Here is a 24979-nt window from a genome sequence, read left to right as displayed (position 1 = left end):
TCATAGGGGAATCTGACTATCTAATCTTACCCGGCGAGCGGTTTCGTATATGCTACGGCGGATCGCCCATGGAGAAGACATGATGGAATTGTTACCGCTCGTCATCCTGGTCGTCGGTATCATGGTACTGCGAGGCCACAACCTAAGGATAAGACAGCTGGAAGCGCGCGTTCAGGAGCTGCAAAATGCTCTCGCGGACAAGGTGCTGACAGCGGAAACGGGCGAATCGATTCCTGCAACGGATTCGATGGCTCTTGCTGCTGGACAGCCTGTCGAAGAAGAGCCGAAAGCGGTGATCGAAGACACCTCCGCGCCCGATACCGAGCAAGCGGCCCTCGCCGCAAACAATGTCGCGGATGTGGTCGAGGAAAAGACCGCCCCTCTTGCCACCCAGACATCCGTGCAGACGAAGGAAAGCCTGGAGAGTACGATCGGTGCACGCTGGGCCGTCTGGGTCGGCGGCATCGCGCTGGCGCTCGGCGGCGTCTTCATGGTCAAATATTCGATCGAGAGCGGTCTTCTCAGCCCCGGCGTCCGGCTTGTTCTTGCGGCGCTCTTCGGTCTCGTCCTGATTGCCGCCGGTGAAGTGATCCGCCGCCGCGCCGCACCGGTTCTGAACAATGCCTTCCAGAATGCGATGATTCCTGGCGTCTTGACGGCGGCTGGCGTCGTTGCCCTGTTCGGCGCGACCTATGCCGCGCATGCCATTTACGAATTCATCGGCCCCACGACCGCCTTCATTCTTCTCGCACTGATCTCGCTCGCGACGCTCGGACTATCGCTCTTGCATGGACAAGCGCTTGCCGGCCTCGGTCTGCTGGCATCAATGGCAACGCCTGCCCTGATCGCATCGACTGCGCCACGCCCTTGGACACTCTTCAGCTATCTCGTTCTGACCTGGCTTGCGACCCTATTGGCATCTCGCCTGCGCCGCTGGCTGATCGCGCCATCCCTAGCAAATGGGCTGCTGAGCCTCTGGCCTCTGCTCTACATCACCTTCAGCCCCACCGTCGATCTGGCGCCGGTTACGCTTGCTATGCTTGCGATGATCGGCGGCACTATCTTCCTCTGGCCGGGGCGCTATCCGATCTCCGAGGCAGCAAAGGAAGACAGCGCAACGGCGCCCACCGATGATGTGCCTCAGCAATTGAGTGCCGGCATGGGATGGGCGGCGTTTCTCGCCCGTCCGCCGCTCGGCACGACGCTGACGGCAGCGATTGGTGCGCTTATGGTATCGCTCTTTATCGTCGGCTACAGCCTTCGATATGGATATCCCATTGTCGACGCCACATTCATGTTTGCGGCGATCGTTGCGGCGGTAGCGGCCTTCGGTGCCGGTCGCCTGCATGCAGCCTGGGCAACGGTCCTGTCGGCACTTGTCGCCGTCATCGGCGCGTCCGGCATTCTGACCAACTGGATCGCCGGGATCGAATCCACGGGTGCGGATGGAACCGCCAGCCTGCAAAGCACGGTGCTCTATGAAATGCTCGGCCTCGGCGCCTTCTTCGTGCTGATCGGCGCCTTCTTCCTCAGGCGCTTCGCCCTGGCGGAGAAATCCTATGCCGCACTTTGGAGCCTCGTCATGGTCGTTACGCCGCTGGCGATCGCGACGATCAGCTTCGCCAACTTCGGCAACTGGACGCTCGACTGGCTGCATGGGCTTTACGGTATCGGACTGGCCCTAGTTCTCGTCGGGCTTGCGGAATGGCAGGATCGCCGAGACGGAGAAGCGTTGAAGCTGCCGACGAATATCCTGGCGGCCGGCTCTTTTGCCGCCGCAGTCTTTGCCCTGCATACGCTTGCGCATCATGCCACCGCGACGATCCTGCTGCCGGTTCTCGGCATCGTCTATCTGCTGGCGGAACGGCTGCGCAACTGGCCCGTTCTGCCATGGACCATGGTTGCTGCACTGGTCATCGCCATGGGGCGCATCGCCTGGCAGCCGACGATTGTCAATCCTTCGGAACTCGGCACGACACCGGTCTTCAACATGCTGCTTGCCGGCTACGGCATTCCGGCCGCCCTTGCCGTCCTAGCTGCCTTTATCACACGTCTTTCGCCGAGCCAGCGCCTGCGCAACGCCTTACAGGCGCTCGCCTGCTTCCTCGTGCTGCTGACGATCGCTATCCTCGTGCGTCATGCCATGAATGGCGGCGTCCTGAACGATGCGGTTCCGACGCTCGGCGAACAGTCGATCTACACGCTGCTGGCGATCGGTGCTTCGGCGACGCTGATGGCGCTCGACCTCAGCGCCGCAAGCCCTGTCTTCCGCTATGGCGGCATGGCGCTCGGCGTCATTTCGGTCTTCATGATCCTGACCCTGCATCTGCTGGGGCTGAACCCGTTCATGACGGGTGAGAGCACAGGTGGCATCCCGCTCTTCAACCTGCTGCTGCTCGCCTATCTCCTCCCAGCCATCGCTTATGCCGGCCTGGCGCTCTTTGCCCGCAATCGTCGTCCCCTACCCTATGTTGGCATGCTGGCGGTCGCGGCGGCCGTCATGGCCTTCGCATGGGCGACCCTGTCGGTGCGACGCTTCTGGCAGGGCGAGTACATTCCCTTCTGGAACGGTTTCATCCAGGGCGAACTCTATTCCTATTCCGTCGTCTGGCTGCTGATCGGCATCGCGCTTCTCGGGCTCGGGACCCGCCTCGAGGCCCGGAGCCTGCGCATCGCCTCGGCGGTGCTGGTCTTCATCGCCGTCGTCAAGGCCTTCCTGATCGACATGGCGAACCTTGAAGGCTTTCTCCGGGCGCTATCCTTCATCGGCCTCGGCGCTGTCTTGATCGGTATCGGCCTGTTCTACCAGAGAATCCTGACGCGCAAGAAAGCGACGGAGTGATTGCGGCGAATCCATTCGCCCGGTAGGAGGAAAGAACCTGCCGACTGATCATCCCGGAGCAAGTGCGACCATGGATACCGACAAGATGGCGCGGGCTTTCGCCCCCTTCGAAGCACTGGCTGCGGATCTCATCCCCCACGCCGCGGATGGCGATGACGGTTCGCACGATATTGCCCATATCCTGCGCGTCTTCCGCAATGCCATGGCCATCCAGGCCGAAGAAGGCGGCAATGCCCGTATTCTCGCCGCGGCCGTGCTGCTGCACGATTGCGTTGCAGTCGAAAAAAATTCGCCGCATCGCGCGCAGGCCTCGCGGCTCGCAGCCGAGAAAGCTTCGGGCATTCTGCGACAGCTCGGTTGGGCGGAAGAGGATATTGCGGCTGCCGCGCATGCGATCACCACGCATAGTTTCTCCGCCAACCTGCAGCCGGAAACGCTCGAAGCGAAGATCCTGCAGGATGCCGACCGGCTGGATGCCATCGGCATGATCGGTGCGGCACGTTGCTTCTACATTGCAGGCCGTCTCGGTTCCGGCCTTTACGACCCGTTCGATCCGCTTGCGACAGAGCGGCCGCTTGACGACAAGCGCTTCGCCATTGACCATTTCGAGACAAAGCTGTTCAAACTTGCGGATGGATTCCAGACCGAGACGGGGGCCAGGTTTGCCGAAGCGCGGCATGACCGGCTGAAGACCGTGCTGGCAATGTTCATCGACGAAATCTGAGGGCCACCCATGCGCGTCAGCGATCTTTTCATCTATCCCCTCAAGAGCGCCCGCGGCATCGCCATTCCGTCGGCAGCCATCGATGCCTTCGGTCTCGCGGGCGACCGCCGCGCCATGCTGGTCGATCCCTCGGGCAACTTCATCACCCAGCGCGAATTGCAGGCACTGGCCCGGATCGATATCCAGCCTGCGCCTTCCTATCTGCGTCTGAAGATGGAGGGCAAGGCTGACATCATCGTGCCGCCGCCACACCCCGACAACCGCATGGATATCATCGTCTGGAAATCAGCCGTCAACGCCTCCGTCGCGGATGAAGAAACCAACAAGGCCCTGTCGGCCTGGCTGGATCGCGAGGTCAGGATGGTGTTCTTCGACAGGCTCGCGAAGCGCATCGCCAACCCGGAATGGGCCGGCGAGGATACGCCTGTTACGTTTTCCGATGGCTACCAGATTCTGGTCACCACCACCGGCTCGCTGAAGGCGCTCAACGCCAATCTTGCCGCGCACGGCGAAGGCGCAGTCGGCATGGAGCGCTTCCGCCCCAACATCGTCATCGATATCGACGAGGAATGGCCGGAGGATCGCTGGGCCGCCATCGAAATCGGCGGCATCCGTCTCGATCTCGTCAAGCCCTGCTCGCGCTGCATCATGACGACGCAGGATCAGCAGACCGGTTCGCGCGACGTGCCGAATCCGATGCCCGCCATGGGCCGTATCCGCATGTCCGCCGACCGGCGCGTGCCCGGCCCGCTCTTCGGCTGGAATGCCGTGCCGCGTGGCGAAGGCGCTGTGAAGATCGGCGATACGGTGACGGTGCTCGAGGAACGGCCCGAAGGCTGGGCACTCAAGCGGCGCTAAAACTGACCCTCTGTGCAGGCCTTTTACTGCTCAGCCTTTGACGACAAGGCCCGGGGATACCATGCCCTCGTTCAGCGAAGCGACGGCAACCGCCTTCAGTGCGGCTTGCATAAAGCCGTCGCGCGCCGCGGCGATCTCTATGCCGCGCGGTTCGTAGACGTGTCGATGCAGAAAGAAGCCAGTGAGACGGAAAGCGGCGGAAAGGCTTTCCCTATCTGCGGCGATCATGGCCCCTGTCGCCAGAAACGGCGGCAATGCCAACATCTTGTCCGCCCAGGGCATGCCGGCTGCCCGGCAGACGGCACGCCCGGACTTCGGCGAAACGAAAGCCAGATCCTCACGCACGCCAGTTGCCGCGCATTCCGTCAAATCGAGGCCGAAACCAAGATCATTCAAGACGGCAAGCTCGAAGCGCACGAAGAGTTCGCCGGCGTCGGCGGGATTCTGCAGGTTTTCAAGGATGACATCGAGGGCATCGTAGAGGTGCGGGTGCGGATCGCGCTCCGGCAGCAGCCGCAGCAAAGCGGCCATCGCCTGCACGCCATAGACAGCGGTCGCTGTCTCCATCAGCCGCGCAGCCCTCAGTGTCACCGGCTCCATGCGAAATTCGCCGAGATGCTCATGCAGTCTTGCCCGCCAGGTGACTTCGACGAGATTGCCGGCCTGCAGCACCGGCTGCATGGCGCGCGAGCGGCCGGATCGCACCAATCCCATATGGCGACCGCGGGTACGCGTCATCACCTCGGCGACCACGCTGGTCTCGCCGAGACGTTTGACGCCCAGAATGATCGCATGGTCCTGCCATTGCATCGGCCGGTTGCCCCGAAAGATTTCTGCGATTCGAGTTTAGGACAAATGACTGCCGCTGTCACATGGCGAGCGGGGAACTGCCGGCCAGCGTCTCGACGAAGAGGCGCATGGATTGCTCGTCGAAAGGCTTGTTCAAAAGCGGCACATGCCGCAGATCTGCCGGAAAATCGAGTGTATCGGAATAGCCGCTGACGAAGCCGAAGGAAATGCCGCGTTCCATCAGCAATCGGGCAAAGCCGAAACTGGTCGACTCCCCAAGATTCACGTCGAGCATTGCAAAATCATAATGTTCCGAATGAATGGCGTTGACCGCCTGCTCCAGATTCGAAGCAATCTCAATTTGTTGAATTCCGACGAGGTGAAGAATTTCCTCCGCCTCCATGGCAATGATAAGATTATCTTCCAGTATAAGGACGTGCTGAAACGTCATATCAGCGCCATCCTTGCACGTACGCGCCAATTGGCGCACCCCGTAAAAAGTCCCGCATCTATCCCTCCGGCGCCAATCATCGGCCCGTCTTGAATGGATGGCTTTGCCCATCCGTTTTGGCTCAGTCTCTTGTGACATGACTTCGCCTCCAATCCGCTTCGCACTTTTTGCACTGCGGGACTATGGGCTCGTCCCCATGCTCCAATCGCTTTTGCCGCCGCGGTTAGTAAAAGGTGAAACTGGTCGAAAAGTGACGATAACAATAATCTATGCTGATACAGTTGTCGTCAGCATTTAAAAAAGACATGTCGTTTGTGCAAAAGGCTGCCCTCAAATGAAGGGGCGCCTGACCGAATCAAGGCCGTCCCAACCGGCGAGCTCAGCAAGGCCTTCGCTGTCCAAAACCTCACAGCCTCGCTCGTTCCAGAGCAGCAGCTTCCGCGCCGCCAACTTTTTCAATGTCTTGTTGGTATGAACCACCGAAAGACCAAGCGTGTCGGCGACGTGCTGCTGCCGGATGGGGATGGTCTTGCTGCCATTGAACAAGCGGAGTGCGCGGGCACGCTGATGCAGATACGCGATCAGATAGGCTGCACGCTCGAGCGCGGAGCGGCGACCTATGCTTAGAAGATGTTCATCCAGTATCCGCTCCTCTCGCGATGCGATCCAGGTCAGATCATAGGCCAGCGAAGGATGGGAATTGTAGAGCGCCATCAATTCCGTGCGCTCGAAGACGCAAAGCGATATCGGCGAAAGCGCCTCCGTCGAGTGCTGCATCTCGCCCATGATCGAACCTTGCAATCCGATGAGGTCGCCGGGCATCACATAGTTCAGAATCTGGCGGCGCCCATCCTCCAGCGTCTTGTAGCGGAAGCCCCAGCCGGAGAGGATGGTGAAAAGGTGGGCGCTATGCGCGCCTTCAAGAAAGATCGTGGCACCGGCGTCGACGAGAAGTTCGCCCTTCTTGAAACCGCTGATGAAATTCAGCTCGTCGCGCTCGAATTCTCGGAAATGCGGCAGGGATCTTAGTGGACATTGCTGGCAGGGCGTGCGTTGTCCATGCACAGTCGCAGCTGCCTTCGTCATGAAATGCTCCCCTCAGTTGCAGCGGCAAAGCGACATGCCCGATAAACCGCTGCAATATAAAGCGCTCAGGGAAGCAAAGTTCCATCAATGCGGGAAATCGAGCCCCATCTCACGGAAACGCTCGGGATCGTCTCCCCAGTTTTCGCGGACCTTGATGAAGAGGAAGAGGTGCACGGGCTGTTCCAGAATTTCGGAGAGTTCCTTGCGCGACGCGGTCGAGATCGCCTTGATCGTCTCGCCGCCCTTGCCGAGCGCGATCTTCTTCTGGCTCTCGCGCTCGACATAGATCACCTGTTCGATGCGCACCGAGCCATCCTTGCGCTCCTCCCATTTCTCGGTCTCGACATGCGAGGAATAGGGAAGCTCCTGGTGCAGGCGCAGGAACAGCTTTTCCCGGGTAATTTCGGCGGCGAGCTGGCGCATCGGCAGGTCCGAAATCTGATCCTCGGGATAGTACCAGGGGCCTTCCGGCAAGGTCTTTGCTAGATAATCCATCACGTCGTCGCAGCCGGAGCCGTTCTCCGCCGAGATCATGAAGGTCTGCTCGAAGGCGATCTTCTCGTTGGCGGCGGCGGCAAGTGCCAGCAGATCCTCGCGGCGGACGCGGTCGATCTTGTTCAAAACCAGGATCTTCGGCTGGGAAACGTCCTTCAAGCCTTCCAGAATGGCCTCGGCATCGCCGCGCAAGCCGCGCTCGCTGTCGATCAACAGCATGATGAGGTCGGCATCCTTGGCTCCGCCCCAGGCAGACGTCACCATGGCGCGATCCAGCCGGCGGCGCGGCTTGAAGATGCCCGGCGTGTCCATGAAGACGATCTGCGCATTGTTGTGAATGGCAATGCCGCGCACGATGGCGCGCGTCGTCTGCACCTTGTGGCTGACGATCGAAACCTTGGCGCCCACAAGCCGGTTGACCAGCGTAGACTTGCCGGCATTGGTGGGGCCGATAAGGGCGACGAAGCCTGAATGCGTCGGACCGATATGTTCAGCCGCGCCGTCTTCGGCTGAGGTGTCCTGTTGATTGCTCATTTGTCACTATTCCCCGGCAGTCACTTCTCAGTCAACTGAGGCTGCCATACACCTTCGCGCTCCAGGATCCGTGTCGCCGCCATCTGTTCGGCCGCACGTTTGGAGCGCTCTATTCCCGTTTCGGGCGCTGTACCCTTGACTTCCACGGTCACCGTAAAGCGCGGATCATGATCCGGTCCGCTGCGATCATCAACCCTATAGACCGGAGTGACGCCAAATTTCGCATGCGCCCATTCCTGCAATTCCGTCTTTGCATCGCGCCTTGCGCCTTCCGGCCGAATAGCCCGGCGCTCCCAGAAACGCAGGATGAACGCGCGGGCGACTTCAAGGCCGCCATCCAGATAAAGCGCGGCAATCAGGCTTTCGACGACATCGGCGCGCACGTTGAGCATGCGCTTGCCCGTGAGCTTCTTCACGTCGGCGCCAGTGCGGATGTAAAGATGCAACTCCATCTCATCGGCGACTTCGGCGCAGGTCTCTGCACTCACCAGCTGGTTGAGACGTACCGAAAGCTCGCCTTCCGTCGCCGCGCCGAAGGTCTTGAAAAGCAATTCTGCAATGCACAGGCCGAGAACACGGTCGCCGAGAAATTCCAGCCGTTCATAGTTGCCCGTCTTGTGCGTCCGCGCGCTGGCATGGGTCAGCGCGCGATCGAGACGCTCCTTTTCGGCGAATTCATGGCCTATAACGACCTCAAGCTTGGCACGATCCGCCTGGGAGAGCGTCTGCGCCTTCGTCATTCGACAACCTTGAAAATACGGTCCCAACGCATGTTGGTCGGCCATTTCCAGACTTCGCGAAACGAGGTGTCGTGGCCCAGCGAGAAGAAGATGATGCTGGCGCGGCCGATCAGGTTCTCGGCAGGGACATAGCCGACATCGAAACGGCTATCGTCGGAATTGTCGCGATTGTCGCCCATCATGAAGTAATGGCCCGGCGGAACGACATATTCCTGGGTATTGTCGCCACGCGAATTCGGCGAAAGATCCAGCGTGTCATAGACCTTGCCGGTATCAGGCAGGCGCTCGCTGTAGACGGCGATGTTGTCGCCCGGCTCCTGACTGTAGTCCGAGGAGAAGGTGCCATGCGGCTCGCGCGGAACGGCCTGACCGTTGATGTAGAGGATATCACTCTTCACCTGGATGCGGTCGCCCGGCAGACCGATCACGCGCTTGATGTAGTCTACATCCGGATTCGGCGGGAAGCGGAAAACCACGACGTCGCCACGCTTCGGTTCGCTGCCCAGGATGCGGCCGCTAAACAGATCCGGCGAGAACGGCATTGAATACTTGGAATAGCCGTAGGCGAACTTGTTGACGAAGATGTAATCGCCGACAAGAAGCGTCGGCATCATTGAGCCTGACGGGATGGTGAATGGCTGAAAGAGAAACGTGCGGATGATCATGGCCAGGACGAGCGCCTGTACGATGACCTTGATGTTCTCCCACAGGGCGTTCTGCTGTTTTACGGCTTTCTCGGACACGCAGTCTTATTCCTTTTTCGCACCCCACCGGCGCACTTGCATTCAGGCACTGTCTACTCGCTTCACATCATCGCGGCAATGGCGCGGTTGCCAAAAGCGACATACAGTCGTGATTCAGGCATCCATCGGCAGGGCTTCGATGATCACAAAAGCCTGAGCAAGAGGAAAATCATCCGTTACCGTCAAATGAATGGCGGCGCGATGATTTGGTGGCAGCATGGCCGCCACTCTTTCGGCGGCACCGCCGGTCAATTGCATCGTCGGCTTGCCGCTTGGCAGATTGACGACCCCCATGTCGCGCCAGAAAACACCCTGCGCCAACCCCGTGCCCAAAGCCTTGGAGCAGGCTTCCTTGGCAGCAAAACGCTTGGCATAGGAGGCCGCCTTGTTCTTGCGGCGCTCGGACTTGGCGCGCTCAATATCGGTAAAGCAGCGCTCGGTGAACCGGGCGCCGAAACGTTCGATCGTCTTCTCGACCCGGCGAATGTCGATAAGGTCGCTGCCTATGCCGATAATCATGGGAAGGCCCTCCTGGCGGCCCGGACAAGGTCAGGCACGTCAGACGCTCGATGCGTTTTCGGCGAGCGCGATCCGCTCGCGCGCACGTTCCATCAAACGCTCCTTGCGGCGCGTCTTGAAGGTCTTCACACCATAATAGGTAAGCGCATAGACGATCACACCCGTCACGATGGCGGGCGGAATGCCGCCGATCAGCATCGGCTTCAAAACCGGGTCCCAGATTTGCGTGAGATCGCCCTTGTGCCACAGCGCTGGCAGATCGATGCTGCCGCCCTGGCCACCACTGTCACGCGCCAGGATCAGATGACCGATTTCCCAGGTCAAAGCCCAGATGAAGGGGTAGGTAATCGGATTGCCGGCAGCCAGACAGCCGAGCGCGGAGGCAATGACATTGCCACCGACGAGATAGGCTATGATGATCGCCATGACGAAATGTACACCGATGAACGGCGTCCAGGACACGACAATGCCCGCCGCAAAGCCGGCCGCAACCGAATGCGGCGAGGCGGCGAGGCGAACGAGGCGCTTACCGAAATATTGGAACGAACGGACAAAACCCTTGCGGGGCCAAAGGTGTTCCCGCAGTTTTTCCTTGAATGTCAGTGGTTTTCGGCGACGAAACAGCATGCGGCTTATCTAGTGCAATGGAGGCCGTCGTGACAAGAGCGGCCGAGCGTATCATGCACTGATTAAGACCCGAAAGTGCGGCTCTTTTTGGGAACGTCATCTGCGCGGCGCGCAGAAAATGGACGCTCTCTTCATTTGCAGGAAGCAATCCCGCAAGATCGGGATGCTCCAAGGGCGCAACAACGACGCGCCCCTTCTGGTCTTTCAAGTATTAACAGCGATTAACGCGTGCGGAACAGACCGCGGTCGACCTGACGCTGACGATACTCAAGGTCAAAACGGTCATGCGAACCATTCAGGTAAGCCATTTCGCGTTCTTCAACACTCGGAACACGCAGGGCACGGGCGATTTTCTTGATCGGGCTAAACATTGTCTTTCTCATCTCAGTTTCGTTTCTTCGATGATCAGAAGATAGGCCTGACAAAGGTTAATTACCACCGCTCTAAAATATACGCAGCCATGCACTCCATGCATATCTATCCAAAAAGGCGCTCGAATTTGGTCATAAAATGATCACAAAATATGCAGCCTGCCTCGGATCGACAGCAATCCCGGCGGATCTCATTCGTAGAGGCGCTTTACTGTCGCGATGCAGTCGAGTTCCTTGAGCTGCACCAGAAGCTGATTGAGCTGGCGCAGATCCCAAACTTCGACGTCGAGGGCCATTTCGGTGAAATCGGCTGCAACCCGAACGGTGTTGAGCACCCGGATATTGACGTCCACATCCGCCACGGTTTGCGCCACTTTCGCCAGGGTGCCCGGCTCATTGAGGGCATTGATCAGGATGCGGGCGGCAAAGCGGGACTTGTTGGCCTCGTCCAGATCCCAACGCACATCGATCCAGCGCTCCGGCTCGTCATCGAACCGCTGCAGAACAGGCGACTGGATCGGATATATGGTGATGCCCTTGCCTTTTTCCATGATGCCGACGATGCGGTCGCCGGGGACAGCGCCGGTCGGCGCGAAATGCACCTCGACATTCGAGGAGATGCCGCGGATCGGCGGCGCATCGAGATCGGCACCGTCGGAAACCTCGGCCTTGTTCTTGCCGGGGATCTTGAAGATCATGCCCGAGGCGCTGCGAACGTTGAACCAGCCCTCGTCGCCGGCGGGCTTCACGGTCACGCGTTCGTCCTGATGATCCGGGTAGACGGCGCGTAAGACATCAAGCGACGACATCTCCCCTCGCCCGACTGCGGCAATCGCATCCTCGACGTCCTTCTGGCCGAGACGATGCAGGGCCGGCTTCAGGGCATCGCGCGAGAAGACCTTGCCGGCGCGCTCAAAGGTACGCTCCAGAATGCGATGGCCGAGGCCGGCATATTGCTTGCGGATGGCAAGGCGGGTGGCGCGGCGAATAGCGGCGCGCGCCTTGCCGGTGACCACGATCTCTTCCCAGGCGGCCGGCGGCACCTGCACGCCCGAGCGGATGATCTCGACCTCATCGCCATTGTTCAGCCGAGTGACGAGCGGCATGATGCGGCCGTTGATCTTGGCGCCGACCGTGGTGTCACCGATATTGGTGTGGACGGCATAGGCAAAGTCGATCGGCGTCGCGCCGCGCGGCAGGGCGATCAGCTTGCCCTTGGGCGTGAAACAGAAGACCTGGTCCTGGAACAGTTCGAGCTTCGTGTGCTCTAGGAACTCTTCAGGGCTATCGCCCTCGGCCAACGCCTCGATCGTATGGCGCAGCCAGGAATAGGCGTTGCTTTCCCTCGACAGGAGCTCGCTATCGCCATTGGTGTTGGCGCCATCCTTATAAAGCGTGTGGGCGGCAATGCCGAATTCGGCGATCTCATGCATGCGCTTGGTGCGGATCTGCAGTTCGATGCGCTGGCTCGAAGGGCCGACGATCGTCGTGTGCAGCGAGCGGTAATCATTCTGCTTAGGCGTCGAGATATAATCCTTGAAGCGGCCGGGAACGACGCGCCAGCGGGTATGGACGATGCCGAGCGCCCGATAGCAGGAGGGAATATCGTCGACCAGAAGGCGGAAGCCGTAGACATCGGAGAGCTGCTCGAAGGAGAGCGACTTCGACTGCATCTTGCGAAAGACCGAATAGGGCTTTTTCAGCCGGCCCTTGACCATGGCGTTGGCAAGGCCATTGGCGACAAGCAGATCGCGCAGCTCGGTCTCGATCTTCTTGACCAGGCCCTCGTTACGGCGCGACAGTTCCTCAAGGCGCTTGGTGACGGTATCATGCGCTTCGGGATTGATATGGCGGAAGGAAAGCTCCTCCAGCTCCTCGCGCATGTCCTGCATACCCATGCGGCCGGCAAGCGGCGCATAGATTTCCATCGTCTCCTCGGAAATGCGCGCGCGCTTTTCCGGCGACATGTGATCGAGCGTGCGCATATTGTGCAGGCGGTCGGCAAGCTTCACCAAAAGCACGCGCACATCGTCGGAAATGGCGAGCAGCAGTTTGCGCAGATTTTCGGCCTGCTTGGCCTTCTTGGTGACGAGATCCAGCTTCTTGATCTTCGTCAGACCCTCGACCAAGCGACCGATGTCTTCGCCGAACATCTCATCGATTTCGGCGCGCGTCGCCGTCGTATCCTCGATCGTGTCGTGGAGAAGAGCGACCGCGATGGTCGATTCATCCAGGCGCATATCCGTCAGGATCGCAGCAACTTCGAGAGGATGGGAAATATAGGGGTCGCCGCTGGCACGTTTCTGCTGGCCATGCTTCTGCATCGCATAAACATAGGCTTTGTTGAGGAGAGCTTCGTTGGCATCGGGCTTGTATTTCTGCACGCGCTCAACAAGCTCGTATTGCCGCATCATTCCAAAGCTACTCCAGCAAAAACAAAAGCGCGCCAGTCATATGACCGGCGCACGCATTTTCCCATCATATCGCTCCTGCCCGGAGCATCAAGATCGACGATCAGTAATCGTCGCTTTTTTCCGGCGGAACCAGACCTTCGATACCGGCCAGAAGCTCTTCTTCCGACATCTGATCGAACGTAACAGTTTCCGGCAGATCTTCCTCCTCGTCGCTGGAGGCGGAAGCGCCGGCGGCGAGCAGGCTTGCGGGATCGGGCTCAGGCTCATCCACTTCGACATGCTTCTGCAGCGAATGGATGAGATCTTCCTTGAGATCGTCCGGCGACAGCGTCTCGTCGGCGATTTCGCGCAGAGCAACAACCGGGTTCTTGTCGTTGTCGCGATCGATGGTGATCGACGAGCCCTGCGAAATCAGGCGGGCGCGATGGCTGGCGAGCAGCACGAGCTCGAACCGGTTCTCTACTTTATCAATGCAATCTTCTACTGTGACACGGGCCATTGCCTGTCCTTTGCGGTCGTGATGTCGTCATCATGTCTCGGAGTAGCACGCCGATACAAGCAAACGATGGCAAATTCAAGTTTTTCCTGTTTCAGCGCCTTTGCACCCTTCCGGAAAGTGCTAAAATTCCCCCAGACAAACAACGATTTCTACCTTGGATTGCTTGGAATATCGCATTGCGTGCCCTAAATCTGGGTTATATGAATAATTCATAAAGTAATACGAATTATTCTGCAACGCCCTACAAGGCATTGTTTTAGCTTGTGTTTGAATGAAGTGATTACGTTTTTATAACAGTGGATATGTAAGAGATGTTTGACCCACGCGAAAAAATTGCACTCTTTATAGACGGCGCCAATCTCTACGCTGCATCCAAGAGCCTCGGCTTCGATATCGACTACCGGAAGCTCCTGAAAGCATTTCAGAAACGCGGCTATCTGCTGCGCGCCTATTATTACACCGCCCTCATCGAAGACCAGGAATATTCCTCCATCCGGCCGCTGATCGATTGGCTCGATTACAACGGCTACAAGGTGATTACCAAGCCGGCCAAGGAATTCACCGATTCCATGGGACGCCGAAAGATCAAGGGCAATATGGACATCGAGCTGGCGATTGACGCCATGGAGCAGTCCGAAACCGTCGATCATCTGGTGATCTTTTCCGGCGACGGCGATTTCACGACCCTCGTTGAAGCTCTCCAGCGTCGCGGACGCAAGGTATCGGTCATCTCGACCATGGCGACCCAGCCGCCGATGATCGCCGACGATCTGCGCCGTCAGGCCGATCATTTCATCGATCTCGTATCGCTGAAGGCCGAAATCGGCCGCGAGGCTTCCGAGCGTCCACAACGTCCCGCCGAACCGACACCGGCCGCTTCGGATGACGAAGAATAATTGGGACTGGCTGCATCTGACAGGTTACTGGCCGCCGAAGAGTAGTTGCCGCGCAGCGGAAGGGTTTGTTGTTGCCGCGGCCGCCGGTCCTTCGCTAAGGCTCAGGGTGTTCGTCGCTGAAATCGATTGACGCGCAGCTGTGGTTGCGCAGGGATGGTTGTGGACGCCGGGAAGCGTTTCGTATTTGCCGCGACAGCCGGCCCTTCGCTAGGGCTCAGGGCGTTCGTCGCTGCAATCGATTCACTGAATCGATTGCTCGGGCTTTGCCCGACCGCTCCTCACCCTCACCCATTGTCCTTGAGCAGGCGGCTCTTCTGCCTGTTCCAATCGCGCTCCTTCTCGGACTCGCGCTTGTCATGCAGCTTCTTGCCCTTGGCGAGGGCCAGTTCCAACTTGGCGCGGCCGCTGTCGTTGAAGTAGATTTTCAGCGGCACGAGCGTCATGCCTTCGCGATTGATGGCCGAGCGCAGCCGGCCGATTTCGCGGCTGGAAAGCAGCAGCTTGCGGCGGCGGCGCGGCTCGTGATTGAAGCGGTTCGCCTGCAGGTATTCCGGCAGATACGAGTTGATCAGCCAGATCTCGCCATCCTCGTCCGAAGCGTAGGACTCTGCAATATTCGCCTTGCCTTCGCGCAGCGACTTGACCTCGGTGCCCTTCAGCACGAGCCCTGCTTCATACGTATCGATGATCTCGTAGTTGAAGCGTGCCTTGCGGTTCTCCGCCACAATCTTCTTCACCACACGCTGGCTGCCTTTGGGTGCCATGATTCTTCTTCTTTTCTTGCGTCATTCCGGCAGCGGCCGAACGCGCGCCTGTCCCCTAAATAAGCGAGACCGCCCTCCTTGTGAAGAGAGCGGTCCGGCAGAGTTTCGGCAGCGCGGCTGTGACGCCGTTAGTTCAGGAGACCGGCATGGCGCATGGCCGCGTCGATCGCTGCCTCCGTGCCCGGCTCCAGGGTCGACAGGAGCGGCGAGCGCACGTTGCGGCTCATGCGGCCAAGACGCGAAAGACCGTATTTGGCGCCGCAGAGACCGGGTTCGAGGAAGATCGCCTTGTGCAGAGGCATCAGGCGATCCTGATATTCGAGAGCCTTGGCATAATCGCCTGCAAGGGTGGCCGCCTGGAATTCGGCGCAAAGGCGCGGCGCGACATTGGCGGTGACCGAGATGCAGCCGACGCCGCCATGGGCATTGAAACCGAGCGCCGTCGCATCCTCACCGGAAAGCTGGCGGAAATCGCGGCCGCAGCTGATGCGCTGTTCGGAGACGCGTTCGATCTTGCCGGTCGCATCCTTTACACCGACGATATTGGCGTAGGCCTTGGCAAGCGCGCCCATCGTCTCCGGCGTCATATCGACCACCGAGCGGCCGGGAATGTTGTAGATATAGATCGGCAACTTCACCGCTTCCGCGATCGCAGCGAAATGCGCGTAGAGGCCCTTCTGCGTCGGCTTGTTGTAATAGGGTGTCACGACCAGCACCGCATCGGCGCCGACCTTTTCGGCATGTTGCGCCAGCTCGATCGCCTCGCGCGTGTTGTTCGAGCCAGCGCCCGCCATCACCGGGACGCGCTTGTTGGCGATCTCGATGCAGAGCTCGACGACGCGCTTGTGTTCATCATGCGAGAGGGTGGGCGATTCACCCGTCGTTCCAACGGGCACCAGTCCCTTGCTGCCCTCTTTTATCTGCCAATCCACATGCGAGGCGAAGGATGCCTCGTCCACCTTGCCGGCGTCAGTAAAGGGCGTAACGAGAGCGGGAATGGATCCCTGGAACATGCAAGTCTCCTAGCGGCGCGGCATTCATGCTTCAGCCGCAATCCATGGTTATGAATCCGCGCACCATAAAGCGCCGGCTTGACGGCGACAAGCACGCTTTGAATGGTTAAGGGCAGTTTCCGATATCATAATTGATTGAAATTCGGACCACCGGTAAGGTTTCGTTAATATAGCATTTGGCAAATGGAAGGGGCCTGTTTGTTTTGTGAGTAGCCGGATGAAGAGACCTGTCATGATCTGGACCGCCGTGGGCTTGGCGGTCGCCTGGGGCGCGGTTGCCTCGCAACTTCCCGGCCAGCAGATACCAACGACCGCCAACGCCTATGTCGCCATGGCGCCGGACCCCATGAGCACGGCCGCGATCCCGCGTGGCGGCACCATCGCGCCGGTGAGCGGAGACCTGAAGGCAGGCCTCGACGCCCTTTCCAACAAGAACCCGATGCAGGCGCTCGCCATCCGCAACGGCATGGGTGAAGGCACGCTCGATCGCCATATCCTGACCTGGGCAATTGCGACTTCGGGCCAACCAGGCATTCCCTCCGGCGAGATTGCCGCCGCCGCCCGCGAGCTTCAAGGCTGGCCGGGCCTCGGCAGCCTGCGCGCCAATTCCGAGCGGGCGCTCTACATAGAAAATCCGGCAACGGATCAAGTCCTTGCCGCCTTCGGCAGCTCGCAGCCGGAGACCGTGGAGGGCAGCATCATCCTCTCGCGTGCTCTTATGGCACGCGGCGCGTCGGCACAGGCCGGAAAGCTGATCCGCAAGATCTGGCGCGATGAGCCATTGGACAAGCCTCTCGAGGACAAGATCCTTGCGGAATTCCCCAGCCTGCTTTCGCCTGCCGATCACAAGGCGCGCATGGATTATCTGCTTTACCGCGACCGGACCGCGCAGGCCAAACGCTTCGGCGATCTCGGCAAAGCGCAATCGCTCTATAAGGCGTGGGCGGCGGTCAATGATCGCTCGCCGAAGGCCGATGCGCTGATCGCAGCCATCGACGCGCAGTGGCGCAAGGACCCCGCCTATCTCTTCATGCGGATCGAAAACCTGCGTCGTCAGAACAAATATGACGATGCCGCCAATCTTCTGGCGCAAATGCCCAAAGACCGCAGCGTGCTTGTCAGCCCCGGCGCATGGTGGGCCGAGCAGCGCATCGTCAGCCGCGGCCTGGTGGATCAGGGTGAGTTCAAGGCCGCCTACCGCGTCGTCGATGCCAGCGTCGCAGAAAGCCCGCAGGATGTCGGCGAGGCCGAGTTCCATGCCGGCTGGTACGCTCTGCGCGGCCTGCAGGACGGCGCAAACGCGTCAGCCCATTTCCGCAAGATCCTGCAGGTCTCGAACGGCCCGATCTCGCAATCGCGCGGCTGGTATTGGCTCGGCCGTGCCGCCGAAGCGGGCGGACCGGGCAAGGCTGCCGATTTCTACGCGAAGGCCGCCTCTTATCCGAGCACCTTCTACGGCCAGCTTGCCGCCGAGAAGCTTGGCCGCCGCACCCTCAACGTCACCTATCCCTCGCCCTCGGCTACGGATCGCCAGCGCTTCCAGGGGCGTGAGGCGGTACAGGCGATTTCGCGGCTTGAGGCCGCAGGGCACGGATGGCGTGCCGATGCGCTCTATCGTGCGCTCGCGAAACAGCTGGATAGTCCCGGCGAAGTCGCCATGCTGGCTGCCAGCGCGGAGCGTTCCGGCAATCACCAGCTTTCGCTGCAGATCGGCAAGATCGCCTATGGGCGCGGCATCGACGTCGCTGCACTCGCCTTCCCGATCGGCGTCATTCCGGACAATGCGAATATTTCCGGCTCCGGCAAAGCGCTAGCCTATGCCATTGCCCGGCAGGAGAGCGCCTTCAATCCGGCCGCCGTTTCCTCTGCCAATGCCCGAGGCCTGCTGCAGCTGCTGCCGAAGACGGCAAAGGCGGTTGCCGGCCGGCACGGAATGGCCTTTTCAGCCGACAAGCTGACGCAGGATGCGGGCTACAATGCCACGCTTGGCGCTCATTACCTCGGCGAGCAGATCGACACTTTCGGCGGCTCCTACATCCTGACCTTCATCGCTTACAACGCAGGGCCGAACAAGGTGCCGGAATGGATCAGCCGCTATGGCGACCCGCGCGGCAAATCGCTCGACGATGTGATCGACTGGATCGAGCGCATCCCCTTCCCCGAGACCCGCAACTACGTGCAGCGCGTGATGGAAAACTATCAGGTCTACAAGGCCCGGCTGGGACAGAAGACCGACATCGTACACGATCTGGTTGACGGCCGCGGCTAAGCCCCAGCACTATCGCAAAGCAGCCGTCCGGCCTTGCGCGATATGCTTCAGTCAACAACCGCAGTTGTGAAGGCTAAAAAAATGACGTTACATCCCTCGTGATAGCCAGAGCACGAGGGATGGCGCATGCGCAGCGACGACGAAAGCGGTTTTCTTGTCAGAACGATCGCAGCGGAAGATGGCCTGAAGCTCCATGTGCGGGACTATGCCGGTGACGAGACGACCACGAAGGCCAGAGCACCCGTCTTCTGTCTGCCCGGCTTGACGCGAAACTCGCGGGACTTTCATCAACTGGCGCTGCTTCTGTCACAGGACCCGATAGCCCCGCGCAGGGTGATCACGCTCGATGCCCGCGGGCGCGGGGCATCCGAATGGGATGAGGACAAATCTCACTACAATCTCATCGTGGAAGGGCAAGATGTCCTCGCGGTTTGCGCTGCGCTCGGGATTCATCAGGCCATCTTCATCGGCACCTCGCGCGGCGGCCTGGTCCTTCATATGCTCGCAGCCAGTCGGCCCGATATCCTCAAGGCGGTGATTCTCAACGATATCGGTCCAGTCCTTGAGAAGATCGGATTGGCGGATATCCGCGATTATCTCAACCGGGACAAGAAACCCGCCAATTGGGACGAGGTGATCGAGATCCTTCGGGAGAACCATGGCAGCGCCTTTGGCGCGCTTGACGAGGAGGATTGGCAGGACATGGCACGGGCGATCTATGCCTTTCGTGACGGCAAGCCGATTGCCGATTACGATCCCGCCATCGCAGCGCAGATGCAGGCACTCGACCTGAAGGCGCCGATTCCAGACCTCTGGCCGCAATTCCAAGCGTTTCAACATATTCCGCTGATGGTGATTCGCGGGGAGAATTCGAAGCTTCTGACACAGACCACAACGGACGAGATGGCAAGCCGTCATCCGGGAACGGTCATCAAGATCGCGAGAGGACAAGGACATGCCCCGATTTTACATTTGGGCGATGTTCCGGATGCGATCCGGCATTTCATCTCGGGGCTTTAACAACAGGCACCCGCGCACTATTCGACGTCTGGCCAAAGCAAAAGGCCCGGTTGGGAGACCGGGCCTTTCCTCTTCCGATCGGAGGTCTGACCAGAAGATTTATCAAACTTGTTCGGCGAACCGAATTAGAACGTGCGCTGGAAGCGGAGGATACCAGCCCAGGTATCCTTGTTGACGGCGTCGTAGTTGACGTAGGTCACTTCCGGCTCGATCAGCAGGTCCTTGACGGGGTTGAACTTGACGTTCGTCGTCGCAGCGAAAGTCTTCAGATCGTCGTAGGCGAGCTGCAGGTTCCACTTCAGCTTGTCGTTGATCGGAACGCCAACGCCGCCCCAGACAGCCCAGTCACCCCAACCGAGACCAGCACCGCCGGCGCCGGCATACTTGTTGAGCTTGTCGCCATCAGTGTTCCAGCCGCCCATAACGAAAGCGGTGAGAACGCCGAAGTCGGCATCGACGCGAGCCTTAACCGCGCCTTCTTCAACGATGGAGTCATAGCCGCCAACGACGCGGAACTGCCAGGCGCCGGCCTTGTAGCCAACACCGGCAACGACGTCCGGAGCGTAGTGGTCGGAGCTGTCTTCGCCGTTTGCACCGGTCGCGCCCGTGCCGGAATTGGAATCTTCCAGCGAGATCACAGCCGTGAAGCCGTTGCCGGCGTCATACTTGTAGGTGATCTGGTTCAGTTCGTCGGTGTTATTGATGCCGTATTCGATCACGTCGTCGTTGATGACGTCGCCGGCATAGCCGAGGAAGGTCGAGTAGACCGAATCGGCCTTACCGACGAGGAAACCACCCAGGCTGATATTAGCCCAAAGCAGCTTGGTCGTGGTGGCGTTGCCGTCATTCCAGTCCCAACGAACAACGGTATTGGTCTTCAGCGGGCCGTATTCGGTGTCGGTGGCAGTGTCGAGAGAGAGTTCGGCGCGGGTATGCCAGTAGGTACCACGGGCACCTGCGTCCTGGCCAGCCTTGTAGGCGTTGTACCAGCCGCCTTCGGTACGGACGCGGCCGCCGATCTTGAGGCAGGTTTCCGTGCCCGGGATGAAGAAGTAGCCAGCGCCATAGGCATCGCAGATGCGGACGTATTCCAGCGGCTCCGGCTCAGCAGCGACGATCGCGTCAGCAGCATGAGCACCGGATACTGCTGCCAGCGCAGCAGCGGAGCCGAGAAGAAGGCTCTTGATGTTCATAGTAACTCCAGTTCCAATATCGATTAGGTATGACAATTCACGCCGAGAAAATCGACGCGCCCTACCCCACCTGGTTTTAAAGTTGACCCCTGATCTGGGAGAACCAAGACGCTAAGTCTCGCTTCCGATTTGGAACCTACAGATCGTTTTTTTCAGAGCAATATCAGAGATAAACTATGAACAATTGTGACGGCGGTTTCAAACGCGTGCGTTGCACAAAAATCACGTCGCAAAACTGTCATACTATCGACACGTTAGCAGCCGAAAACTACTTCAGATTACTTGAAAGAGATGCGCAACCACGGGTCGATCGCGCCGAAAAAGAGCATAGAGCGCTCTCAAGACTGAACTCTAATTGTCGATATTCTCAAATAAAGAAAGCCCAGCTATTCGCCGGGCTTTCCATCATCGTAGTGAACAATCTTAAATGACCGAGGTCAGATCAGATTAGAAAGTGCGCTCGAAGCGGAGGATACCAGCCCACTGGTCCTGATTGATGGAGTCCCAGTTGGTGTAGGAGACTTCCGGCTCGATAAGCAGGTTCTTGACCGGGTTCCACTTGACGTTCGTGGTAGCGGCAAAGATCTTCGAGTCGGTGTAGGCGAGCTGGAGGTTCCACTTCAGCTTTTCGTTGATCGGAACGCCAACGCCGCCCCAAACAGCCCAGTCACCCCAGCCGATACCGGCAGCATCGCCAGCGCCGTTCGAACCAGCGTACTTGTTGAGCTTGTCGCCATCGGTGTTCCAGCCGCCCATCAAGAAGGCCGAGAATGCGCCGAAGTCGGCGTCAACACGAGCCTTAACGGCGCCTTCTTCGACGATCGAGTCGTAACCGCCGACGACCTTGAAGCCCCATGCGCCAGCCTTGTAGCCAACACCTGCGACAACGTCAGGAGCGTAGTGGTCGGAGCTGTCTTCGCCGTTGGAACCGGTAGCACCAACGCCCGAGTTGCTGTCTTCGAGCGAGATCACAGCCGTGAAGCCGTTGCCGGCGTCGTAGTTGTAGGTGATCTGGTTCAGTTCGTACGGGCCGTCATAGACCACGTCGTCGTTGATGACGTCGCCGGCATAGCCGGTGAAGACGTTGAACTGCGAGTCCGTCTTACCAACCGTGAAGCCGCCGAGGCTGATGTAAGCCCACAGCAGGTTGGTCTTGGTGGCGTTGCCGTCGTTCCAGTCCCAACGGATGATGGTTTCAGTCTTCAGCGGACCGTATTCGGTGTCGGTCGCGGTGTTGACGTTCAACTCAGCGCGGGTATGCCAGAGCGTGCCCAGACGAGAATTCGGGTTGTAGGCGTCGTACCACTGACCTTCGGTACGAACCTTACCGCCGATCTTGAGGCAGGTTTCCGTGCCCGGAATGAAGAAATAACCAGCACCGAATGCATCGCAGATACGGACGTATTCGAGCGGCTCCGGCTCAGCAGCGACGATAGCGTCAGCCGCATGAGCACCGGATACTGCTACGAGTGCAGCAGCGGAGCCGAGAAGAAGGCTCTTGATGTTCATATTGACCTCCAGTCAAAGTTTTATCTCGAGAATGAGAACTACCCGAAGGTATTCCCTGTCCCATCCTCGTGTTTCAAGAAGTGGACGATCAATCGCCCTCGCTTCCGAGAGTGAAAATACAAGACGTGCACTGTCACGCAATCGACATTTTCGCGGAACAGGGGATTTGCGTAAGCCTTCCGCAAGTCCTGTTGCCGAAAGGACACAAGTCAGCAACACGGCGGCCGCAATTATTTAGACTTCATTAAGAAACTCCTTAATCTACCGGCACTTACGCGCGCAGTGAAAATGGTCCCCGCTGATTGGAAAAAGGCATTGGAATGGCCTTTCCATGGCTAACCGGCGGATTTTGCTGGGTTTGGTAAGCTCTGTATGACGCTTGCCTCGCCGACCCACCCGGGATCGACAGCCACTGGCGGGTCTGGCCCTCGTCCCAAAACGACGCAAGGACGGGGTGATTCCTTGAAATGGCCGATTCGACTGCGACGTGTAGGCATTGAGCAAGGCCGAGCCGCCAATGACCAGATATCGCCTCACACCGTCATTTCCTTCGATAGAGGATCATTCCGGCGTGATGAAGCACCCCATCGATGAAATCGCCATCGGCAGTGAAACCGGTATCGTCCCAATAGTCGATATGATCGCCCGTCACCACGTAGCGCCCCTGATAGGCACGCTCGCGGCTTCCCCGCGCTTCGATATATCGGCCATTTGGCAGGAGTTCATGACGGATATGATTGTCGGCCGTCGTCCACATGCCGACGTAAGCATGTATCGGTGTCTTCATTTCGATTCGATCCTCGGAAAGGGCAGGCAGCGCGAACACGACGCCGGACAGGGTGAGAGCAAAGAGAGCGCGAATCAATGTGCCGCCCGCGTCGGGCGAACGACGATCTCATTGACATCCACATCATCGGGCTGCTCGACGGCGAAGCGTACCGCGCGACCGATGGCATCGGGCGTTAGCGCGACGGCCCGATAGGACTTCATCGCTTCGGCGGCCACTGGGTCGGTGATCGTCTCGGCCAGCTCGCTCTCGACGACGCCCGGATGGATGCAGGTGACCCGGATATCGCGGCATTCCTGGCGTAGCCCATCGGAGATAGCCCGAACGGCGAACTTGGTTGCGCAATAGACGGCGGCAGTCGGTGAGACAGCCAGCGCGCCGATCGAAGCGATATTGATGATGTGGCCGGTGCCGCGTGCCGCCATTTCCGGCAGCACCGCCGCAATGCCGTAAAGCACGCCCTTGATATTGACGTCGACCATTCTGTCCCATTCCTCGACTTTCATCGAAGCCATCAAGGAAAGCGGCATGATGCCGGCATTGTTGACGATCACATCGACGCGTCCCCAGACCAGGCGTGCCGCCTCTGCAAAGGCGGCTACGTCAGCCCTATCTGTGACGTCGAGCCGGCGGGTCATGACCGTGCCGCCCATTTCCCGAATCTCGGCCGCCAATGCTTCCAATCTATCGATGCGCCTGGCGCCCAACATGACCTTTGCGCCGGCGGAAGCGAGTTCGCGGGCGATGCCCGCACCGATGCCGCTGGAGGCACCCGTGACGAGGATGACTTTATCGATAGGCATACGATCACTCCTTGCTATGTGAACGGTTCTCGCCTGGAACCGCTATAGGGAGGATACAGAGTCTCATTGTCGTGATAAGCGATCCATTCAGTGACAGCTTGGAAAGTAATAATTACCAATGTGGCCTGATCTCAATGCTCTCTCCGTCTTCATTCTCGTCGCTCAAGAGCGCAATTTTCGCGCTGCTGCCGATAGGCTCGGCGTCACCCGGTCGGCAGTCAGCCAGACGATCCGGCGATTGGAGGAGAGCATGGCCATCGCGCTGCTGCAGCGCACAACCCGCAGCGTCAGCCTGACAGAGGCTGGCGAACGGCTTTATGCGGACATAGAGCCGGCGGTATCGGACATACGCACCGCGATGGAAAAGACGGACGCATTGCGGACGCGGCCCCGCGGCCAATTACGGCTCGCCGTTTCATCGATCGCGGAGCGATTTCTCTCCGGCGATTTTCTAGCGGGCTTTGCGGCCGCCAATCCCGAGATCCAGCTCGACATCACCGTCACGGACGAGGAATTCGACATCGTCTCGGAAGGCTATGACGCCGGCGTCCGGCTTGGTGAAGTCATCGATCAGGATATGATTGCCGTACCCGTCGCCGGAGACGAACGGCAATTGGCCGTCTGTTCGCCGGCCTATCGCGACCGATTCGGCATCCCCGCGCATCCGAAAGAACTCTCCCTGCATCGATGCATAGGCTGGCGCCCCTCGCCAAAGGCTGCCCCCTACCGCTGGGAGTTTACGGAAGAAGGCAAGGAATTCCGGATGGAAGTCGCGCCGGAGGTGACGACGAATGACATGGGCGTAATGATCAAGCTGGCTGTCGCCGGAGCGGGAATCACATTCGGCATGGAGGAAAGCTTTCGTGCTTTCATCGAGAGGGACGAGCTAGTGCCGATCCTGGAGGAATATTGCCCCTATTTCCCTGGCTTCTACCTCTATTATCCCAATCGACGGAACATGGCTCCGAAGCTGCGGGCGCTCATAGCATACCTGAAGCGCTACGAAGGCTTTGCAGGCCGAAATTCCCGATAA

The 24979-nt window shown here is 59.3% G+C and carries 24 protein-coding genes; 7 read left to right on the top strand and 17 right to left on the bottom strand.

The features are described 5' to 3' along the window. Window positions 1-82: 82 nt before the first annotated feature. The 3 genes from AC13RC_RS03220 to AC13RC_RS03210 all read left to right on the top strand — a co-directional run bounded on the left by AC13RC_RS03220 (window position 83) and on the right by AC13RC_RS03210 (window position 4424). The gene (locus AC13RC_RS03220) at window positions 83-2842 is read left to right on the top strand and encodes a DUF2339 domain-containing protein (RefSeq protein ID WP_488556747.1); all 2760 of its coding nucleotides are present in this window, start codon (window positions 83-85) and stop codon (window positions 2840-2842) included. A 70-nt stretch (window positions 2843-2912) separates the two neighbouring features. Next, window positions 2913-3566: an HD domain-containing protein gene (locus tag AC13RC_RS03215; protein ID WP_488556470.1), complete on the top strand. Its 654-nt coding sequence runs from the start codon at window positions 2913-2915 to the stop codon at window positions 3564-3566. 9 nt (window positions 3567-3575) lie between these two features. Next, window positions 3576-4424, top strand: a complete 849-nt coding sequence (locus AC13RC_RS03210; RefSeq protein WP_488556469.1) for an MOSC domain-containing protein — start codon at window positions 3576-3578, stop codon at window positions 4422-4424. 30 nt (window positions 4425-4454) lie between these two features. Here the strand turns inward: AC13RC_RS03210 and recO are convergent, their stop codons facing one another. The 11 genes from recO to rpoZ form a co-directional block, all read right to left on the bottom strand. Further along, window positions 4455-5234, bottom strand: a complete 780-nt coding sequence (gene recO / locus AC13RC_RS03205) for a DNA repair protein RecO (RefSeq protein ID WP_152093491.1) — start codon at window positions 5232-5234, stop codon at window positions 4455-4457. Window positions 5235-5292: 58 nt separating this feature from the next. Next, window positions 5293-5775 (bottom strand): response regulator, encoded by a 483-nt coding sequence (locus AC13RC_RS03200; RefSeq protein ID WP_488556468.1) that lies wholly within the window; start codon window positions 5773-5775, stop codon window positions 5293-5295. A gap of 219 nt (window positions 5776-5994) precedes the next feature. Beyond that, entirely contained in the window at window positions 5995-6750 is a 756-nt protein-coding gene (locus AC13RC_RS03195; RefSeq protein ID WP_113329121.1) for a Crp/Fnr family transcriptional regulator, read from the bottom strand. Between the two features lie 84 nt (window positions 6751-6834). After that, complete coding sequence (gene era, locus AC13RC_RS03190) at window positions 6835-7779, bottom strand: GTPase Era (protein ID WP_113329122.1); 945 nt, start codon at window positions 7777-7779, stop codon at window positions 6835-6837. Window positions 7780-7799: 20 nt separating this feature from the next. Next, complete coding sequence (rnc, locus tag AC13RC_RS03185; protein ID WP_113351662.1) at window positions 7800-8519, bottom strand: ribonuclease III; 720 nt, start codon at window positions 8517-8519, stop codon at window positions 7800-7802. Next, window positions 8516-9262, bottom strand: a complete 747-nt coding sequence (lepB, locus tag AC13RC_RS03180) for a signal peptidase I (protein ID WP_113351661.1) — start codon at window positions 9260-9262, stop codon at window positions 8516-8518. The genes rnc and lepB overlap by 4 nt, the downstream gene beginning before the upstream one ends. 114 nt (window positions 9263-9376) lie before the next feature. Further along, a complete protein-coding gene (gene acpS / locus AC13RC_RS03175) occupies window positions 9377-9781 on the bottom strand; it encodes a holo-ACP synthase (protein WP_488556467.1) in 405 nt (134 codons plus the stop codon). A 39-nt stretch (window positions 9782-9820) separates the two neighbouring features. Further along, window positions 9821-10408 carry a DUF2062 domain-containing protein gene (locus AC13RC_RS03170; protein WP_488556466.1) on the bottom strand — a complete coding sequence of 196 codons (588 nt, stop codon included), beginning with the start codon at window positions 10406-10408 and terminating at the stop codon, window positions 9821-9823. Between the two features lie 221 nt (window positions 10409-10629). After that, a complete protein-coding gene (locus AC13RC_RS03165) occupies window positions 10630-10779 on the bottom strand; it encodes a DUF3563 family protein (protein WP_015339295.1) in 150 nt (49 codons plus the stop codon). Window positions 10780-10970: 191 nt separating this feature from the next. Beyond that, entirely contained in the window at window positions 10971-13193 is a 2223-nt protein-coding gene (locus AC13RC_RS03160) for a RelA/SpoT family protein (RefSeq protein WP_113329125.1), read from the bottom strand. A gap of 100 nt (window positions 13194-13293) precedes the next feature. Then, a complete protein-coding gene (gene rpoZ, locus AC13RC_RS03155; RefSeq protein ID WP_069616142.1) occupies window positions 13294-13692 on the bottom strand; it encodes a DNA-directed RNA polymerase subunit omega in 399 nt (132 codons plus the stop codon). Window positions 13693-14003: 311 nt separating this feature from the next. Between rpoZ and AC13RC_RS03150 the strand changes: the two genes are divergently transcribed. After that, the gene (locus AC13RC_RS03150; RefSeq protein WP_069616141.1) at window positions 14004-14588 is read left to right on the top strand and encodes a LabA-like NYN domain-containing protein; all 585 of its coding nucleotides are present in this window, start codon (window positions 14004-14006) and stop codon (window positions 14586-14588) included. Between the two features lie 284 nt (window positions 14589-14872). Here the strand turns inward: AC13RC_RS03150 and smpB are convergent, their stop codons facing one another. Together smpB and dapA are read right to left on the bottom strand one after the other, a co-directional pair. Beyond that, a complete protein-coding gene (gene smpB / locus AC13RC_RS03145; protein WP_069616140.1) occupies window positions 14873-15352 on the bottom strand; it encodes an SsrA-binding protein SmpB in 480 nt (159 codons plus the stop codon). A gap of 128 nt (window positions 15353-15480) precedes the next feature. Continuing rightward, window positions 15481-16365, bottom strand: a complete 885-nt coding sequence (gene dapA, locus AC13RC_RS03140; RefSeq protein ID WP_095434357.1) for a 4-hydroxy-tetrahydrodipicolinate synthase — start codon at window positions 16363-16365, stop codon at window positions 15481-15483. Between the two features lie 217 nt (window positions 16366-16582). Here dapA and AC13RC_RS03135 point away from each other — a divergent pair, with 217 nt between their 5' ends. Together AC13RC_RS03135 and AC13RC_RS03130 are read left to right on the top strand one after the other, a co-directional pair. After that, window positions 16583-18634 carry a lytic transglycosylase domain-containing protein gene (locus AC13RC_RS03135; RefSeq protein WP_488556465.1) on the top strand — a complete coding sequence of 684 codons (2052 nt, stop codon included), beginning with the start codon at window positions 16583-16585 and terminating at the stop codon, window positions 18632-18634. Between the two features lie 126 nt (window positions 18635-18760). After that, complete coding sequence (locus AC13RC_RS03130; RefSeq protein WP_488556464.1) at window positions 18761-19654, top strand: alpha/beta fold hydrolase; 894 nt, start codon at window positions 18761-18763, stop codon at window positions 19652-19654. A 125-nt stretch (window positions 19655-19779) separates the two neighbouring features. Here the strand turns inward: AC13RC_RS03130 and AC13RC_RS03125 are convergent, their stop codons facing one another. From AC13RC_RS03125 to AC13RC_RS03110, 4 genes are all read right to left on the bottom strand, one after another. Further along, the gene (locus AC13RC_RS03125) at window positions 19780-20847 is read right to left on the bottom strand and encodes a porin (RefSeq protein WP_112723018.1); all 1068 of its coding nucleotides are present in this window, start codon (window positions 20845-20847) and stop codon (window positions 19780-19782) included. A gap of 447 nt (window positions 20848-21294) precedes the next feature. Further along, window positions 21295-22356, bottom strand: coding sequence for a porin (locus AC13RC_RS03120; RefSeq protein WP_145320617.1), 1062 nt, complete (start codon window positions 22354-22356; stop codon window positions 21295-21297). Window positions 22357-22897: 541 nt separating this feature from the next. Continuing rightward, the gene (locus AC13RC_RS03115) at window positions 22898-23182 is read right to left on the bottom strand and encodes an Atu4866 domain-containing protein (protein WP_488556746.1); all 285 of its coding nucleotides are present in this window, start codon (window positions 23180-23182) and stop codon (window positions 22898-22900) included. Window positions 23183-23217: 35 nt separating this feature from the next. Continuing rightward, complete coding sequence (locus tag AC13RC_RS03110; protein WP_145320621.1) at window positions 23218-23946, bottom strand: SDR family oxidoreductase; 729 nt, start codon at window positions 23944-23946, stop codon at window positions 23218-23220. A gap of 118 nt (window positions 23947-24064) precedes the next feature. On the opposite strand from AC13RC_RS03110, the gene AC13RC_RS03105 reads away from it, so the two are divergent. After that, the gene (locus tag AC13RC_RS03105; protein ID WP_488556463.1) at window positions 24065-24979 is read left to right on the top strand and encodes a LysR family transcriptional regulator; all 915 of its coding nucleotides are present in this window, start codon (window positions 24065-24067) and stop codon (window positions 24977-24979) included.

It is taken from the genome of Martinezella sp. CNPSo 3890, from assembly GCF_057784455.1.
The sequence above is the reverse complement of the archived record's forward strand: the minus strand, read 5'-3'. Positions and strand labels throughout refer to the sequence as shown.